General features: G+C 69.6%; 17 protein-coding genes and 1 pseudogene. 10 read left to right on the top strand and 8 right to left on the bottom strand.

Going from position 1 to position 14,659, the window contains the following annotated elements:
- Positions 1–108: 108 nt before the first annotated feature.
- Positions 109–717, bottom strand: a complete 609-nt coding sequence (locus AC0Z36_RS25140; protein WP_485465323.1) for an AAA family ATPase — start codon at positions 715–717, stop codon at positions 109–111.
- Between AC0Z36_RS25140 and AC0Z36_RS25135 the strand changes: the two genes are divergently transcribed.
- Positions 697–918: a hypothetical protein gene (locus tag AC0Z36_RS25135; RefSeq protein WP_485465322.1), complete on the top strand. Its 222-nt coding sequence runs from the start codon at positions 697–699 to the stop codon at positions 916–918. The genes AC0Z36_RS25140 and AC0Z36_RS25135 overlap by 21 nt on opposite strands.
- Here AC0Z36_RS25135 and AC0Z36_RS25130 read toward each other — a convergent pair.
- The 3 genes from AC0Z36_RS25130 to AC0Z36_RS25120 form a co-directional block, all read right to left on the bottom strand.
- Entirely contained in the window at positions 915–1,118 is a 204-nt protein-coding gene (locus tag AC0Z36_RS25130; protein ID WP_485465321.1) for a hypothetical protein, read from the bottom strand. The genes AC0Z36_RS25135 and AC0Z36_RS25130 overlap by 4 nt on opposite strands.
- 10 nt (positions 1,119–1,128) lie before the next feature.
- Positions 1,129–1,539, bottom strand: a complete 411-nt coding sequence (locus tag AC0Z36_RS25125) for a recombinase family protein (RefSeq protein WP_485465320.1) — start codon at positions 1,537–1,539, stop codon at positions 1,129–1,131.
- A gap of 312 nt (positions 1,540–1,851) precedes the next feature.
- Positions 1,852–3,354 carry a SulP family inorganic anion transporter gene (locus tag AC0Z36_RS25120; protein ID WP_485465319.1) on the bottom strand — a complete coding sequence of 501 codons (1,503 nt, stop codon included), beginning with the start codon at positions 3,352–3,354 and terminating at the stop codon, positions 1,852–1,854.
- Positions 3,355–3,755: 401 nt separating this feature from the next.
- Between AC0Z36_RS25120 and AC0Z36_RS25115 the strand changes: the two genes are divergently transcribed.
- The gene (locus AC0Z36_RS25115; RefSeq protein ID WP_485465318.1) at positions 3,756–4,169 is read left to right on the top strand and encodes a MerR family transcriptional regulator; all 414 of its coding nucleotides are present in this window, start codon (positions 3,756–3,758) and stop codon (positions 4,167–4,169) included.
- Between the two features lie 10 nt (positions 4,170–4,179).
- Here the strand turns inward: AC0Z36_RS25115 and AC0Z36_RS25110 are convergent, their stop codons facing one another.
- On the bottom strand, positions 4,180–4,404 hold the full coding sequence (locus AC0Z36_RS25110) for a Tn3 family transposase (protein ID WP_485465317.1): 225 nt from the start codon (positions 4,402–4,404) through the stop codon (positions 4,180–4,182).
- A 588-nt stretch (positions 4,405–4,992) separates the two neighbouring features.
- On the bottom strand, positions 4,993–6,498 hold the full coding sequence (locus tag AC0Z36_RS25105) for a GMC family oxidoreductase (RefSeq protein ID WP_485465316.1): 1,506 nt from the start codon (positions 6,496–6,498) through the stop codon (positions 4,993–4,995).
- A gap of 147 nt (positions 6,499–6,645) precedes the next feature.
- Here AC0Z36_RS25105 and AC0Z36_RS25100 point away from each other — a divergent pair, with 147 nt between their 5' ends.
- The 7 genes from AC0Z36_RS25100 (at position 6,646) to AC0Z36_RS25070 (ending at position 11,938) form a co-directional block, all read left to right on the top strand.
- Positions 6,646–7,857, top strand: coding sequence for a sedoheptulose 7-phosphate cyclase (locus AC0Z36_RS25100; RefSeq protein ID WP_485465315.1), 1,212 nt, complete (start codon positions 6,646–6,648; stop codon positions 7,855–7,857).
- On the top strand, positions 7,842–8,264 hold the full coding sequence (locus AC0Z36_RS25095; protein WP_485465314.1) for a cupin domain-containing protein: 423 nt from the start codon (positions 7,842–7,844) through the stop codon (positions 8,262–8,264). Before AC0Z36_RS25100 ends, AC0Z36_RS25095 begins: the two co-directional genes overlap by 16 nt.
- Positions 8,261–8,602: a cupin domain-containing protein gene (locus tag AC0Z36_RS25090; RefSeq protein ID WP_485465313.1), complete on the top strand. Its 342-nt coding sequence runs from the start codon at positions 8,261–8,263 to the stop codon at positions 8,600–8,602. The genes AC0Z36_RS25095 and AC0Z36_RS25090 overlap by 4 nt, the downstream gene beginning before the upstream one ends.
- Complete coding sequence (locus tag AC0Z36_RS25085) at positions 8,599–8,982, top strand: hypothetical protein (RefSeq protein WP_485465312.1); 384 nt, start codon at positions 8,599–8,601, stop codon at positions 8,980–8,982. The genes AC0Z36_RS25090 and AC0Z36_RS25085 overlap by 4 nt, the downstream gene beginning before the upstream one ends.
- On the top strand, positions 8,979–9,605 hold the full coding sequence (locus AC0Z36_RS25080) for a VOC family protein (protein ID WP_485465311.1): 627 nt from the start codon (positions 8,979–8,981) through the stop codon (positions 9,603–9,605). Before AC0Z36_RS25085 ends, AC0Z36_RS25080 begins: the two co-directional genes overlap by 4 nt.
- Positions 9,598–10,257, top strand: coding sequence for an O-methyltransferase (locus AC0Z36_RS25075; RefSeq protein WP_485465310.1), 660 nt, complete (start codon positions 9,598–9,600; stop codon positions 10,255–10,257). The genes AC0Z36_RS25080 and AC0Z36_RS25075 overlap by 8 nt, the downstream gene beginning before the upstream one ends.
- 97 nt (positions 10,258–10,354) lie before the next feature.
- Positions 10,355–11,938 carry a cytochrome P450 gene (locus tag AC0Z36_RS25070; RefSeq protein WP_485465309.1) on the top strand — a complete coding sequence of 528 codons (1,584 nt, stop codon included), beginning with the start codon at positions 10,355–10,357 and terminating at the stop codon, positions 11,936–11,938.
- Positions 11,939–11,988: 50 nt separating this feature from the next.
- Here the strand turns inward: AC0Z36_RS25070 and AC0Z36_RS25065 are convergent.
- Both AC0Z36_RS25065 and AC0Z36_RS25060 read right to left on the bottom strand, forming a co-directional pair.
- Positions 11,989–12,189: pseudogene (locus AC0Z36_RS25065) on the bottom strand (hypothetical protein); the annotation flags it as partial.
- 91 nt (positions 12,190–12,280) lie between these two features.
- Positions 12,281–12,940 carry a maleylpyruvate isomerase N-terminal domain-containing protein gene (locus tag AC0Z36_RS25060; RefSeq protein ID WP_485465308.1) on the bottom strand — a complete coding sequence of 220 codons (660 nt, stop codon included), beginning with the start codon at positions 12,938–12,940 and terminating at the stop codon, positions 12,281–12,283.
- 171 nt (positions 12,941–13,111) lie between these two features.
- On the opposite strand from AC0Z36_RS25060, the gene AC0Z36_RS25055 reads away from it, so the two are divergent.
- The gene (locus AC0Z36_RS25055) at positions 13,112–14,566 is read left to right on the top strand and encodes a pyridoxal phosphate-dependent decarboxylase family protein (protein WP_485465307.1); all 1,455 of its coding nucleotides are present in this window, start codon (positions 13,112–13,114) and stop codon (positions 14,564–14,566) included.
- The last annotated feature ends 93 nt before the right edge of the window (positions 14,567–14,659 follow it).

Below are 14,659 nucleotides of genomic sequence, written 5' to 3'. Positions count from 1 at the left end.
GTGGCCCCGCCTTGTTGGGGGTGGGGGGGGGGGGGGTGGGGGGCCCCCCCCCCCCGCGCCCCCCCCCCCCCCCCGCGGGGGGGCCCCCGCCGCTTCAGCGTGTACCGGTCACATGATGCCGATGACGAGGTTTTCCCGGGCGGCTTCGACGACTTCCTTGGTGACGGTGGTGATCTCGTTGATCTCCAGGATGCGTTCGATCTGGTCGACGAGGCGGGTGGTGAGGCGGAAGTTGCCGTTGGTGATGCGGGTGATGCGGGTGATGCGGGTGATGCGGGTGATGGCGGCGACGGCTTCGGTGGCGGCGTAGTCGTCGCCGGTGCCGAGGCCGAGGTGGGGCCAGTGGCGGGCGAGGACGAAGGCCTGTTCCTCGACGGAGAGCGGTTTGTAGTGGTGGACGAATCCGACGCGGGAGTAGAGCTGGGGGTAGCGGGCGAGGCGCTTCTCGATGCCGGGCATGCCGATGAGGATGAGTCCGATACCGGTGCGGTCGTGGTGGTCGCGCAGTTGCTCCAGGGCAGCGGTCTTCAAGCGGTCTGCTTCGTCCACGATAAGGAGTTCGGCGTGACCTGCCGGGTTCGGGGTGCCGGTGCCGGGGTCGCCCCCGCCGCGGCCGGTCTGGAGCATGAGCTCGACGGTCCAGCCGAGCCGGTCGCACAGGTAGGAGATCTCCTTGTCGAGATTATGGGGAGTGCTGTGGACCTTGGGGGTGTACATCACGGCGCGGGCGGCCAGCACGTCCGCCAGCGCGGTGTCGCCGGAACCGCGCCCGCGAACGCCGCGTCGAACGCCTCCGCGAGCGCCGCGGTGCCGGGCGGGCTGTTCAGCAGCGCGACCGAGGACGTAACCGAGGTGTCCAGCCTCGCGCCGAGCGCGGCCAGGGTCTCCCGGTACTTCTTCGCGGTCCCCGCCGACTAGGCGCCGGGACCGGCGGTGTGCGCGGCCAGAAACGCCGTGGCCGCGTGCTCGAACGTCAGCGCGGTCCCTAAGGCGATCCCGAGATGGACCGCGGTGTTGAACAGACCCGAGGCCGAACCGGCGTCCTCCTGCGGGACCTTGGCGAGCGACATGTCCGCCAGTGGTCCGCCGATCGTGCCGAAGGCGAGACCGAGCAGCAAGAGGGGGCCGTCATCTCGGTGAGGTCCAAGCCGGCCTGCCGACTGCTGATCTGCATCCCGTAGAGGGCCATCGCAACGACCGCGAGCAGAGCACCGGCCTGGGGCACCCGGCGGCCGAAGCGTCCGGTGCGGCCTCCTTGAACTGGTGGGCCAGTTTGAGCGCGGCCTCCAGCTGGGGCCGCACTTTGACGCGGGTGCTGATCTGCTCGGAGAAGACCTTGTGGCAGTCGGCCGCGTGGAGGGCTTCGAGCTGGCTCGCCGGCTCTTGGCGGGCCGTCGATGTCCTCGCGTACCCGATTCTGATCGGCCGCTCGCTGCGCTGCGCGGGCACGGCGGCGGGCGCCGGGCCCTCCTTCCACAGCCGCCCCGGTCCACGGTCGGCGGGGATCGGGATTTCGAGGTGCTCGTGCAGAACTCGCACAGATGGTCGTTTCTGCGCCGACAACCAGCCCGATCACGCCGGACCTGGACCCGCGGACCTCGAACTCCAGGGCAGGCGCCACCTCCCCGCCGCCTGGTGACCCGCGCCGTGCGGACGCCTCAGCCCGTACGGCGCAGGACCAGCAGCCAATAGCCCTGACCCTGCGCGAACAGGCGGACGTACTGCGCCACCGCCCCCTGCATAGCCGATCACCACTCCACGCCCAGACGGTCCACCAGCCGTTTGTGAGAACGACGAAGGACCCCGGCCGAGGCGGATTCTCGGGGTCCTTCGTGTTCCGTGGTGCTGGGGTCAGTGGCTGGTGAGTTCGCCGGTGAGCTTGCCGTGAAGGTCGGCGCTGGGATCGTTCAGGCCGATGATCTCCACGGTCTTGCCGCGCTGGGCGTACTTGGTCTCGATGGCATCGAGAGCAGCGACGGAGGAGGCGTCCCAGATGTGGGCGGCGGTGAGGTCGATGACAACCTTGTCGGGGTCGCCTGCGTAGTCGAACTGACCGACGAGATCGTTGGATGAGGCGAAGAACAGTTCGCCGGTCACGGAGTAGACCACCGTGGTCCCGTCGGGGCCGGTGACCGCGGTGACGTTGGCCAGGTGGGCGACGCGCTTGGCGAAGATGACCATCGCGGTGACCGAGCCGACGACCACGCCGATGGCGAGGTTGTCGGTGGCGACCACACAGGTCACGGTGATGGCCATGACGGCGATCTCACCGGCGGGCATCCGCTTGAGCGTCTTGGGGGCGATGGAGTGCCAGTCGAAGGTCGCGAACGACACCATGATCATGACGGCGACCAGGGCTGCCATGGGGATGTCGGAGACGACCGGGCCGAAGGCGATGCACAGCACCATCAGGAACACGCCGGCCAGGAAGGTGGACAGGCGGGTGCGGGCACCGGACACCTTCACGTTGATCATGGTCTGGCCGATCATCGCGCAGCCGCCCATGCCGCCGAAGAAGCCAGTGACGATGTTGGCGATGCCCTGGCCGATGGACTCCCGGGTCTTGGAAGAGTGGGTGTCGGTGATGTCGTCGACGAGCTTGGCCGTCATCAGGGACTCCATCAGACCGACCAGCGCCATCGCGAACGCGTACGGCGCGATGGTCGTCAGGGTGTCCATGGTGAACGGCACGTCCGGCAGTCCCGGCACCGGCAGAGAGGACGGCAGCTCGCCCTTGTCGCCGACCGTCGGGACCGCGATCCCCGCGGCAAGGGTGATCACGGTCAGGATGACGATGGAGACGAGTGGCGCGGGGATCACGGTGGTGATCTTCGGGAAGAACACCATCAGAGCCAGGCCGCCGATGATGAGGGGATAGACCGCCCAGGGAACGTCGTGCATCTCGGGGACCTGGGCCATGAAGATCAGGATGGCGAGAGCGTTGACGAAACCGACCATCACCGAGCGCGGTACGAACCGCATCAGCTTTGCCACGCCCAGCGCACCGAGGGCGATCTGGATGACGCCGGCCAGGATGACGGCGGCGACCAGATAGCCCAGACCGTGCTCACGGTTCAGCGGCGCGATCACCAGGGCGACGGCGCCGGTCGCAGCGGAGATCATCGCCCGTCTGCCGCCGACGATCGAGATGACCACGGCCATGGTGAACGAGGCGAACAGGCCGACTGCGGGGTTGACTCCCGCGATGATCGAGAACGAGATCGCCTCGGGAATCAGGGCGAGCGCGACCACGAGGCCGGCCAGCACCTCGGTACGCCAGACCTTCGGGTTGTTCAGCCAGTCCGGACGCAGGCCGCGTAGCCGCGCAGCGGGAGAGACCACGGAAGAAGACAAGGGAGAGTCAGCCTGTCGTGCTCGGGCACACCCCGCTCTGGGCAGGTCGGGGGTGGGCGGGAGGACGCGGAGGGGCCGGGCCGGCACTCCGCGGACGGCCCGCCAGGGCGGGCCGGAAGTCGAGAACGGACAGAGGGCCTGCGCGATGGGCGCGGCCGAATCACGTCCGGGGGGAAGGCGTCACGGCGGGCAGGTGGCGGCGACGGGCGTCATGGGCTCGCGCACGCTCTCTCTTGCAAGAATCGGATCTTCGCCGGGGACGCCATCGACCCCGCTACGGCAGTAGCGGGGCAGTACGGGCCGCCCTCGCCATCAGCAACTCTACCTTAACGTTAGAGTAGAGATCGGCAGGGTCGCACGGGACGCGGCCCGCCACGATGGGAAGGGCTAGGACGACGGGCGTGGACGACAAGCACATGCAGATCGGCGAAGTCGCCGCGCGGACGGAACTGTCCCTGCGCACCATCCGGCACTACGAGGAGACCGGCCTGGTCGCCCCCTCGGCCCGCTCCCAGGGGGGTTTCCGCCTCTACACCGAGACCGACGTGCAGCGGCTCATGGTCATCCGCCGCATGAAGCCGCTCGGCTTCACCCTCGACCAGATGCGCGACCTGCTGGACGCCACCGGTCGCCTGGACGCCGACAGTAACCTCGACGCCGAACAGCGCGACGCCCTGCTGGAGCGCGTACGCGAATACGAGCAGGCCGCCACCGAGCAGGTCGACAAGCTCCGGATCCAGCTGGCCCGCGCCGAGGACTTCGCCGCCACCCTGGGCGCCCGCCTGGGGCAGAACGTTCCAGCCGCCCGCCCCTGACCCTGCCGCGTCACCCCTGGGCTGCGGCTGCCTCACCCTGCGGAGTGCGCGGCCCGGGCACCGTCGCCCGGATCGACAGGTCCAAATCCAGGCGGCTGGTCAGGTCCGGCTCGAACCGGCCGTAAGGGTTCATGTGCGTCCAGAACAGCGGTGACAGCCCCCGCCGGTCCGCCTCGGTGAGCGTGTCGGCCCACTTCGGGTCGGCCAAAACCTGCTGCACAAGCAAGGTATTCACATGTATACGAGTACAGGGCCGATCAGGCGGATCGCCACCTACGGACCACGTCTTCACATCTGATCATGACGGTTCTCCGGGAATCCTGAGGACCCGTCATGATCGAGATAGGAGTGGGGTCGCCTTCGCCCGGGCTGACCTGCGGCAAGGGAAGCCGACAGTCGGGACGAACCCACGGGATATCCCACACATCGACCGCCACCGCACCCTGCACGAAGCCACCGTCCGCAGGGTCCTGCAGCACACCGACGGCGACCGCCTCGACGCGGTGATCGGGGCCTGGCTTACCGACCGGTTGCCGGACGACGGGCCGTCGGCTCCGCGGCGGGCGGTGTCCGTCGACGGCAAGGTCGTCCGCGGCGCCAAAGGGCCCGGCGGGACGCAAGTCCATCTGCTCGGCGCCCCGGCACCCTCTCCGCACTGGTCGCTGTGTCGCGGACACCAAGCGCTTCAACTACCGCGCCCGCTTCATCGACGCGGAGAAGGCCACCGCCGACAGCCCTGGCAGAGGCGTCAGGCGACGCGTTTCCTACAGGGGCGATCCGCCGAGAGAGTAAGGCTGGGGCAGCGGTATCGGCTGTGGTCCTGTCAGGGTTGGTCGAAGCGGTCGGCGATGAGTTCGGCAGCCATGATGACGGTCAGATTGGTGGCCACGGACGGGGCGTCGGGAAGGATCGAGGCATCGGCCACGCGCAGGCCGGGCACGCCGTGCACCCGGCCGAGCTGGTCGACGACCGCGTGCGGATCCGAGGGCGGGCCCATCGGGGCGGTGCCGCACAGGTGGGGATAGGGCTTGACATGGGTGTGTAGGTACGCGGTGAGGTCCTGCAGGGAGGTTGCCATGGGGCCGGGGGCGGTCTCGGTCAGGCCCAGCGGCCGCATCGCGGCCGTGGCGGCCAGGGCCCGGCCGAGCTCGATGCCCTCGATGAGCTTGAGCCGGTCCCTGGGGTGGTCGAGCAGCGCGAGGTCCAGTCGTGCCGGGGCCAGCGGGTCGGTACTGGTCAGGCTCAGGGTTCCGTGCGCGTCGGGTTCGGTGCGGGTGACGGAGACCAGGAAGCCGAGTCCGTGGCCCTGGGGGAAGGCGCTGGGGCGGATCAGGTGGCTGGGGGCGATGTGCAGGTCGAGCTCGCCGGGGGCTGCCAGCGAGCTGCGTGTCCACAGCAGGGTCGACACCGGCGGGTCGGTGCGGCCCAGGGGCTCGGGGCTTGCCGCGAACAGCAGGTAGGCGCAGGGGTGTTCACGCAGTCGGCGACCGACCGGGAGGTCCGCGACCGGCTCGATGCCCAGCGCCAGCAGGTCGTGGGCCGGTCCGATGCCGGAGCGCAGTAGCAGTGCCGCGCTGCCGGCCGCGCCGGCGGACAGTACCGTCTGTGTCCCGTGGAACTGTGTGCCGTCGGCGGTGCGAACTCCGACGGCGCGCCGGTCCGGTCCGAAGAGCACTCGGGTGACGGTGGTCCCTTGCAGGATGCTGAGGTTGGGCCGGGCGCGTGTCTCCTCGGTCAGGTAGACCAGGCCGGTGCTCTGCCGGATGCCGTTGGCGATGCCCAGCGGGTAGCGCCCCACGCCGCCGGTGTGGGGGGAGTTGAGGTCCTCGACGGCGTCCAGGCCCAGTTCGGCGCAGGCGCGGGTGAAGGCGTCGTGGGACGGGGAGAGCTCGGCCCGGGGCACACGGTTGATACGCACCGGTCCTCCGGTTCCGTGCAGGGGGAGGCCGTTGCCGCCACTGCCGTGGTGGTCGGTCTCCAACTTCTGGTAGTAGGGGAGTACGTCCTGGTAGCTCCAGTCGCGCAGGCCGTTTGCGGCCCATCGTGCGAAGTCGGACGAGTGGGCTCGCATGGCCACCCCGGCATTGATCGCGGAGCCGCCGCCGAGGACCTTGGCCCGGACCGGTACCGCCGCGTGCCCGGTCAGTTGAGCGTCCGGCGGGGGCTGCTCCCAGAGCGCGGCCGCCCCGTCCCCGTACACCGCCGCGTCCAGGGCGGCCCTGGCGGTGCCCGCCTCGATTAGCAGCACACTGCGGTCCGGGCGCTCGCTCAACCGCGCGGCCAGGACGGCTCCGGCGGAGCCGCCGCCGACAATGACGACGTCGTACACACAGTCCCCCAGGGGTGGGCGAGTCAGCAGATATCACAGATTGTCGCATAGCGACCACTCTCTGTTATTCTCTCGCCAGCTGCCTGAAGCATTAACATTTGTCTCTTTTTGCCTTTTCCAGTTCCCTACCAGCGAAAGACCACCCCCATGCCTGAAGCCCTTTCCAGGGGCACGCCGTCCACGACAGCGCCGAGCGGGGAGGCGTACTGGGAAGTACGTTCTCAGCAGGCTGTTGAGTACGAGGTCAGCCTCAGCCGCGGGCTGCTGGACCCGGCCAACGACACCCTCGCCCGGGCGGGCCGCACCACCGGACAGGACGGGCCGGCCCGGCGGTGCCTGGTCACCGAGACCACCGTCGAGGCTCTGTACGGCGACCGGCTGCGCGCCTACTTCGCCGCCCACGCGATCGACGTCCAGTGGGTGGTGCTGGAGCCCGGCGAGGAGAACAAGAGCATCGAGTCGATGCTCCGGGTCGTGAACGCCTTCGACTTCCACCGGCTGCTGCGGCGCCGGGAACCCGTCATCGCAGTAGGCGGCGGCGTCCTGACCGATATCGTCGGATTCGCCTGCAGCCTCTACCGCAGGGGCCTGCCCCACATCAAGGTCCCCACCACCCTCATCGGCCAGGTCGACGCCTCCGTCGGAGCGAAGACCGGCGTCAACCACGGCGGCCACAAGAACCGCCTCGGCACCTACTTCCCGCCCGCACTCACCCTGGTTGACCCGGGGTTCCTGGCGACCCTGCCGGACCGGCAGGTCTGCAACGGGCTCGCCGAGATCCTCAAGATCGGCCTGGTGCTCGACCGGACCCTGTTCGAGGCCCTGGAGATGCACGGCCCGCTGCTGCGCGCCGAACGGTTCCAGGGCAGGACCGCGACCGGTGCGCAAGCCGCTGACGACGTGCTGCGCCGGGCCATCGGCGGCATGCTCGCCGAGCTGGAGCCCAACCTGTGGGAGGCCCGGCTGGAGCGCGCCGTCGACTACGGGCACACCTTCAGCCCGACCTTGGAGATGCACGCCCTGCCCGCCCTGCTGCACGGCGAGGCGGTGGCCCTGGACATGGCGCTGACCACCGTCCTGGCCTGGCAGCGCGGACTGCTCGGGGCCCATGACCGGGACCGGGTGCTGGCCGTCACGGCCGCACTGGGGCTGCCGTCCACCCATGACGTGTGCAGGCCCGAACTGCTGCGCGAAGCACTTGCCGACACCGTGCGTCACCGCGACGGCAGGCAGCGGATGCCACTGCCCACCGGCATCGGCACCGCCAAGTTCGTCGACGACGTCGACGACGCGGAAGTACTGGTCGCAACCGCGTTCCTACACGAAAGAAGAAACGTCACATCATGTCTGACGAGTTGATGGTCGCCGACGTGGACGGTGCCTCTGCCGTGCACGCGATGCACGGCGGGGCGGATGTCGCCCGCTGGAAGTGCCTGGCCCGCAGGCTCGGCCTGGCCGGGACCTGGGAGGCCATCGAATGGGCCTCACTGCCGGCCGGAGCAGTCTGCGGGGAGCACCGCCACACCCGAACCGAGGAGCTCTACTTCGTCATCTCCGGCGAAGGGGAGATCCTCCTCAACGACGTGCCGCACAAGATCCGCCCCGGCCACCTGGTCGTCAACGGACTCGGCACCCGGCACCAGTTCCGCAACCTCGGCGACCAGGACCTCAACTGGCTGGTCATCGAGGTCTTCGGCCCCGACACCGCCCGGGCCCTGGTCGGCACCGGCGCAGCCACCGCAACCACCCCGGAGGGGACCTCATGACCACCGCTACGGCCACCGCCACCGTGACCGCCACCATCATCGACCTGGCCGAACAAGGTGAGGTCGACCTGTCGACCCTGCTGACAGGACCGCTGCGCACCGCCCGAGTGGTCACCCTGACCGCCGCGCAGCAGGAGACGCTGTCGGCCGCCGACCGCGAGCACACCCTGTTCGTCCTGGACGGCACCGGCACCGCACGGGCCGGCGCCACCCTGGTGGACCTCGCCCCCGGCACCTCGGTGACCCTGCCGCTGGGCGGCTCGCTCACCGTCACCGCGGGCACCGCCGAGCTGCGCTACTTCCACGCCAGCCTGATGGTTCCGGCGGCCTCCGCATGATCGTCACCACCGTCGAGGACACCGTCCGCACCCTCAAGGACGGGGCCCCGGACAAGAGCAGCCGCTCGCTGGCCAGGCGCGGCTTCTTCTTCTCCGAGACCGAGGCCGTCGACCACGTGCTGCTGGCTCCGGACGCCGAGATCGGCCACCGCGGCCGGGCCGGCACCGAGGAGATCTGGTTCGTCGTCAACGGCGACGGCCACCTGCTGCACCAGGACGGCACAACCGCCGCACTCAGCCGCGACAGCCTCGCCGCCTGCACCCTCAACAGCCGCACCAGGCTCCGCGCGGGCGCGGACGGCATGGAGCTGGTGCTGGTCGCGGTTGCTCCCCCGCTCCTCACCGCAGGCATGCCGCGCCGCCTACCCGTGGCCTCATGACGGAGCGGCACCCCGGCGCGGATCCGCTCGGGCGCCCGGGAATGCTTCCGGGCGCCACCAATGTGGACCACATCGCCTACACGGTCCCCGACCTCGACCGGGCGGTGGCCTTCTTCACCGAGGTCCTCGGCGCCGAACTCCTCTACCGGGAGGGTCCCATCCAGGACCCCGTCGGGCAGTTGCTGAGTCATCAGCTTGGCGTGCACCCCAGGGCCGTCGCGCATATCGCCATGCTGCGGCTCGGCCCGGTCACCAACCTGGAGCTCTTCGGCTACGACGCCCCGGACCAGCGGCAGTCCCTGCCCGCCAACAGCGACTGGGGCGGCCACCACCTGGCGATCCATGTCACCGACATCGACGCGGCTGCCGACTACCTCGCCCGGCAGCCGGGCGTCGAACTGCTCGGCACGCCCCGGACCATCACCGAGGGACCCATCGCGGGCAACCGGTGGCTCTACTTCCGCACCCCCTGGGGCATGCAGATGGAACTGGTCCAGGCCGCCCCGGCGCTGCCTTACGAGACCGGAACCACCGCCCGCCGCTACGGCCCGGCACGCGCCTGGCACCCCGAACAGCCCGCCACCACCACCGTCCCAACCATGGCAAGGAGCCAGCATGCGTGACCAGATCGACTTCACCCCCGAACTCCTCAACTACGTGCGGGAGCTCTCGCTGCGGGAGGACCAGGTGCTGGCCGACCTGCGCGCCGAGACCGCCGCACTGCCGGACTGCATCATGCAGATCCTCCCCGAGGAGGCCCAGTTCCTGGCCCTGCTGATCGCACTCACCCAAACCCGCACCGTCCTGGAGATCGGCACCTTCACCGGCTACAGCACCCTACGCATGGCCCAGGCACTGCCAGCCGACGGAAAGCTGATCACCTGCGACATCAGCGAGGAATGGACCGCCGTTGCCCGCCGCGCCTGGCAGCGCGCCGGCGTCGAGGACCGGATCGACCTGCGCCTGGGCGACGCAGTGGCCACCCTGGACCAACTGCTCGCCGAACGCGGACCGGAGTCGTTCGACCTGGTCTTCATTGACGCAGACAAGGCCCACTACCCGCAGTACTACGAGCTCTCGCTCACCCTGACCAGGCAGGGCGGCCTGATCGTCCTCGACAACACCCTCTGGTCAGGGCGCGTCGTCGACCCCGCCGTCCAGGACGCCGACACCCTGGGCGTCCGCAACGTCAACCTGGTGCTGCTGAACGACCAGCGGGTCGACCTGTCCATGCTCCCGATGGCCGACGGAGTCACCCTGGCCCGCAAGCGTTGAGCTTGTCGCCCATGGTCTGAGTGAGAATCCCCGCTACCTGCGATGTCGATTGCCGCGCCCGGCCACCACCGCCGACCGGCTGGCCACGGACGCGGTCATGGTCCAGACCACCCAGCGCGGCCGCGAGCGCAAGGCCAAGCAGCTCGCCCAGTTCGGCCCCTCCTCCGGGATCGGCGTCGTCTTGGAGGTGTTCGGTGTGTCCGCGGGGGACGACGGTGCAGGCTTCGCGCCGGATGTGTGGTCCGTTGGTCCTTCAGCCCGCCTCGCTGAGAGTGGTCTCGACGGCAGCCAGACGGTTCCGGCAGCCCGGCAGCCCGGCAGTGCCGAGTCCTGGCGGGATCCCTACGGGATGTATGCGACGCTGCGCGACGACGATCCGGTGCACCATGTCGCGGACGGCGACTACTGGGTGCTGTCCCGCTTCGCCGACGTCGCCCACGCGCTGCGGAATCCGGAGGTGTACTCCTCGCGGAAGGGGCTGACGTTCACCTACGGCGATATGGAAGCGATCGGCCTGGACGAGGCCGCGCCGATGGTGATGCTGGACCCGCCCGAGCACACCGACTTCCGGATGCTGGTCACCAAGGGCTTCACCCCACGCCGGGTGGAGGCGATCGAGCCGCAGGCGCGGTGGTTCGTCCGGGACCGGCTCGACCACATCGCCGGAGCAGGCGGTCCCGGGGAAGTCGACATCGTCGCCGAGTTGTTCAAGCCGCTGCCGAGTTTTGTGGTCGCGCACTACCTCGGCATCGACGGGGCCGACCGCAGCCGGTTCGACACCTGGACCGACCAGATCGTCGCCGCCAACGCCGCCGGGGACCCGTTGGCGGCGACTGAGGCGGTCGCCGGGCTGTTCGACTACTTCACCGCGCACCCCGGGGAGCGCCAGGCCCTGGCCGACCACCCGGAGCTGATCCCGCGCGCGGTGGAGGAGTTCCTGCGTCTGGCGTCACCCGTGCAGGCGCTGGCCCGTACCGTAACCGCCAATGTGACCCTGCACGGCAGAACCATCCCCGAAGGCCGCAAGGTCCTCCTGCTGTACGGATCGGCAAACCGCGACCCGCGCGAATTCGGGCCCGATCCCGACTCGTTGGACATCGCGCGTACCGGGCACCAGCACGTCGCGTTCGGGTTCGGCCCGCACCACTGCCTCGGAGCTGCCGCCGCCGGGTGTTCGCGAGCGACGCTGTACCGCTACTTCGAAAACCGGAACGCGCTGAAGACCGCGTACATGCACCGCGAGGCCCGGCGCGTCGCCACGGCCGTCCTCACCGAGACCGGGACGTACGACGATCCGGCCGACCAGCTCACCGAGACGGTCCTCGCCGCGGTGCGCACCGTACGCGAAACTCCCGTGCTCGCGGCCTGGTTCACGCTGGACGGCAAAGGCGCCACCGTAGAACTCGCCCGTACGTCTGAGGTGATCGAGTCGCTGTGCGTTGCCTTCCTCCGCACGGACCATGTTTCTGACGATTTGTCAGACCGGGCCCGCTGGCTGGTCCGCGTCATCCTCTCCCTGCTCGCCATGCCCGGCCGTGACGAGGCCGACGAGCGTGCCATGCTCCGGCGGTTCGTCGCCCCCGTCGTTGGTCCGGGTCCGGCCGGAAAGCAGCACAAGACCGGCTCCGGCTGCACTTCGCGCTGCTGGACACCGACGGTAACGGGGTCGAGGAGCGGGTAGAACTCGCCGTCGCCGTCGCGGGTCTCGGTGACACCGTCGGTGTACAGCAGCAGTCGGTCCCCTGCCGGGAACGGGATCACCTGCACCCGGTGCTCGCGGTCCAGGAGTCCGGACAGGTTCAGTGGCAACGCGTGCGAAGCCAGATCCACGGCGCGGACCCCGGCACTGTAGGGGTAGGGCCAGGGTGCGGACCTCGGCCGTGGCCTCGCCGGCCCGGTCTCGGCCCTGGGGGAGCGGGCGGAGACGCACATCAACGAGATCGAACGGGCCCGCGCCCGGGCTGCCGCTGGCAACACGGCCTGAGGCCGACTGCGCACGGACCGGGCGCCCGGCTCCCACGGATCACCCGAAACTGACCCGGTCCAGCCAGAAGGCGAGCAGCTCCGCGTCGCCGAAGACCTCGATTCCCTCGCTGTCTACCGGCCGCCTTCGGTAGGCGACCAGCAGCAGCTCGGTCAGCGGTCCGCGCACGGCCACTGCGGACTTCTCGTGCGCGCGGCGCCAGACGATGGTGTCACCGGTGAGGTCGACCACCCACTCCGCCGCGGCTTCCGGCGCGGTGTCGGTGGCGTGGAAGTGGAGGGTGCGGCCCGGGCCGAGCAGTTCGCGCATCCGGGGGTGGACCTCGAAGTGCACCGGCAGTGAACCGAGCTCCATCCACTCGTCGAAGGCGTCGGCGGCGATCTCCTCGTCGAGGATGAACTCCCCTCCGAGGGCCAGGGCCGTGTCAGCCCGGTGGAGGGCCGTTTCGTGGGTGAATCTGCGGGCGTAGAACAGCGTGTTCCCGCCGGGGACCGGGGTCCACAACTGTGTGTCGGGCCCGGCTGCGCGCAGTGTGTCCGCCAGTTGTGCGGCGCCTTCGGCGAGCCAGAGGCCGAGTACGGCGGGGTCTTCGTCCGGGTACGGGGAGAGGTCCCGGAAGTCCTCGTCGGTGAGCGGTTCCGTCGCCCGGGTCCGTACGGTCCTCTCGGCGCAGTAACGGTCGTAGGTCAAAAGGCTCATGACTTCACGGTAATCCGCACCGCCGGCAGGTTCGACCTGACCGTTCATCAGGCAATTGCGCCACTCGGTGGAATCCCTGACATAAGCCTTCCGGAACGCCCCTATGCTGCGCGTCGGAAGTACCCGTACAGGCATTTATCCACCCTTTTGGTTGCTCGATCGAGGATGAACATGACCGCCTTTCAGCTCTGCCCGGACAACCCAGCGACCCAACTTTCCGGGCCGCTCGCCCTGGGCGCCGCCGACTTCCGGGAACAGTTGGTCAGTGCCGCGCACTGGGTCGCCGACTATCTGGAGCAGGTACAGGACGGGCCGGTTGTGCGGACCCGGAGTGACGAACAGCGGCGGGCGCTGGCCGGCTCCCCACTGCGACCCACGGGTAGACCCGTACCGGAATTCCTCGACTTCCTCGACCGGGAGGTCGCCCCGTATCCGTGCGGCAACGGGCATCCGGCGTTCTTCGGGTGGATCAACAGTGCGCCCGCCCCGGTCGGGATCATCGCTGAGATGGTCGCGGCGGCGTTGAACCCGAGCTGCGGAATGGGTGAACACGCGCTGGTGGACATGGAACGCGGCGCGGTACGGGCGCTGGCCGAGCTGGCGGGTCTGCCGTCGCGCACCGGCGGTGTCCTGACCAGCGGCGGTTCGCTGGCGAACCTGCTCTGCCTGGCGACGGCCCGGACCTGGTTCCTCACGGAGATGGGCGCGTCGGACGGCCCCGCGTACGGCGCGGCGCAGGCGCGATTGGTCTGCTACCAGTCCGGGGACACGCACATGAGCGTGGGAAAAACCGTACAGACATTGGGACTTGCCGCGTCACAACTGCGGACCGTCGCCGTGGACGAAGCGCGACGGCTGGATCCTGCGGCGCTGCGTGCGGCCCTTGACGACGATGTACGGAATGGGCTGCTGCCGTTCTGCGTGGTTTCAACGGTGGGCTCCACAGCCACCGGGGCAATCGACCCGGTGGAGGAAATCACGGCTGTGTGCCGGCAGTTCGGGATGTGGCACCACGTCGACGGCGCGTACGGCGGGCTCGGGGCGGCGCATCCCAAACTCGCCGACTACTACGCCGGTATCGGCGACGTCGATTCGCTGACCGTCGACCCGCACAAGACCCTCAACGTGCCGATCGGGTGCGGCGCGGCGCTGGTGACCGATCCGGACCGGCTGCGGGCCGCGTTCTCGCTCAAGGCGTCGTATCTCGACGGGAACGACGAGTGGCCATGGCTGTCGGAGTACACGCTGGAGCTGACCCGCCCCGCCGGCCGGGTACTCGCGCTGTGGGCTGTGTTGCACCAGCTCGGCCGGTCCGGGGTGGTGGATTTGCTTGAGCAGTATCTCCAACGGACCGCGCTGCTCCGGGAGCTGATCGCCGGCAGTTCGCACCTTGAACTCGTCGCCGGCGGGCCGTGGGCGATCACGTGCTTCCGCTACACGGGCACGGCCGACACCGCTGAGCTGGCCCGCCGGCTCCAGGAGCGCGGCCGGGCGTTCCTGGCGACGGTGCGGGTGGGGGAGACGTTGGCCCTGCGGGCGTCGGTGTGCAGCCATCTGACGACGGAGGCTGAAATCCGTACGCTCGTCTCCGAAGTTCTCACGATCGGGGCGGAACTGTCCGAGTGACCTGGCCCGAAGTTCTCACGATCGGGGCCGAACCGGCCGGGCGGCCCGGTGCCCGGCCTCGTCGGCCCAGCCGGGGCGGCAGGTCGACCAGGC

It is taken from the genome of Kitasatospora sp. UYEF31 (genome assembly GCF_057291755.1).
This window is presented reverse-complemented; position numbering and strand designations above follow the sequence as displayed.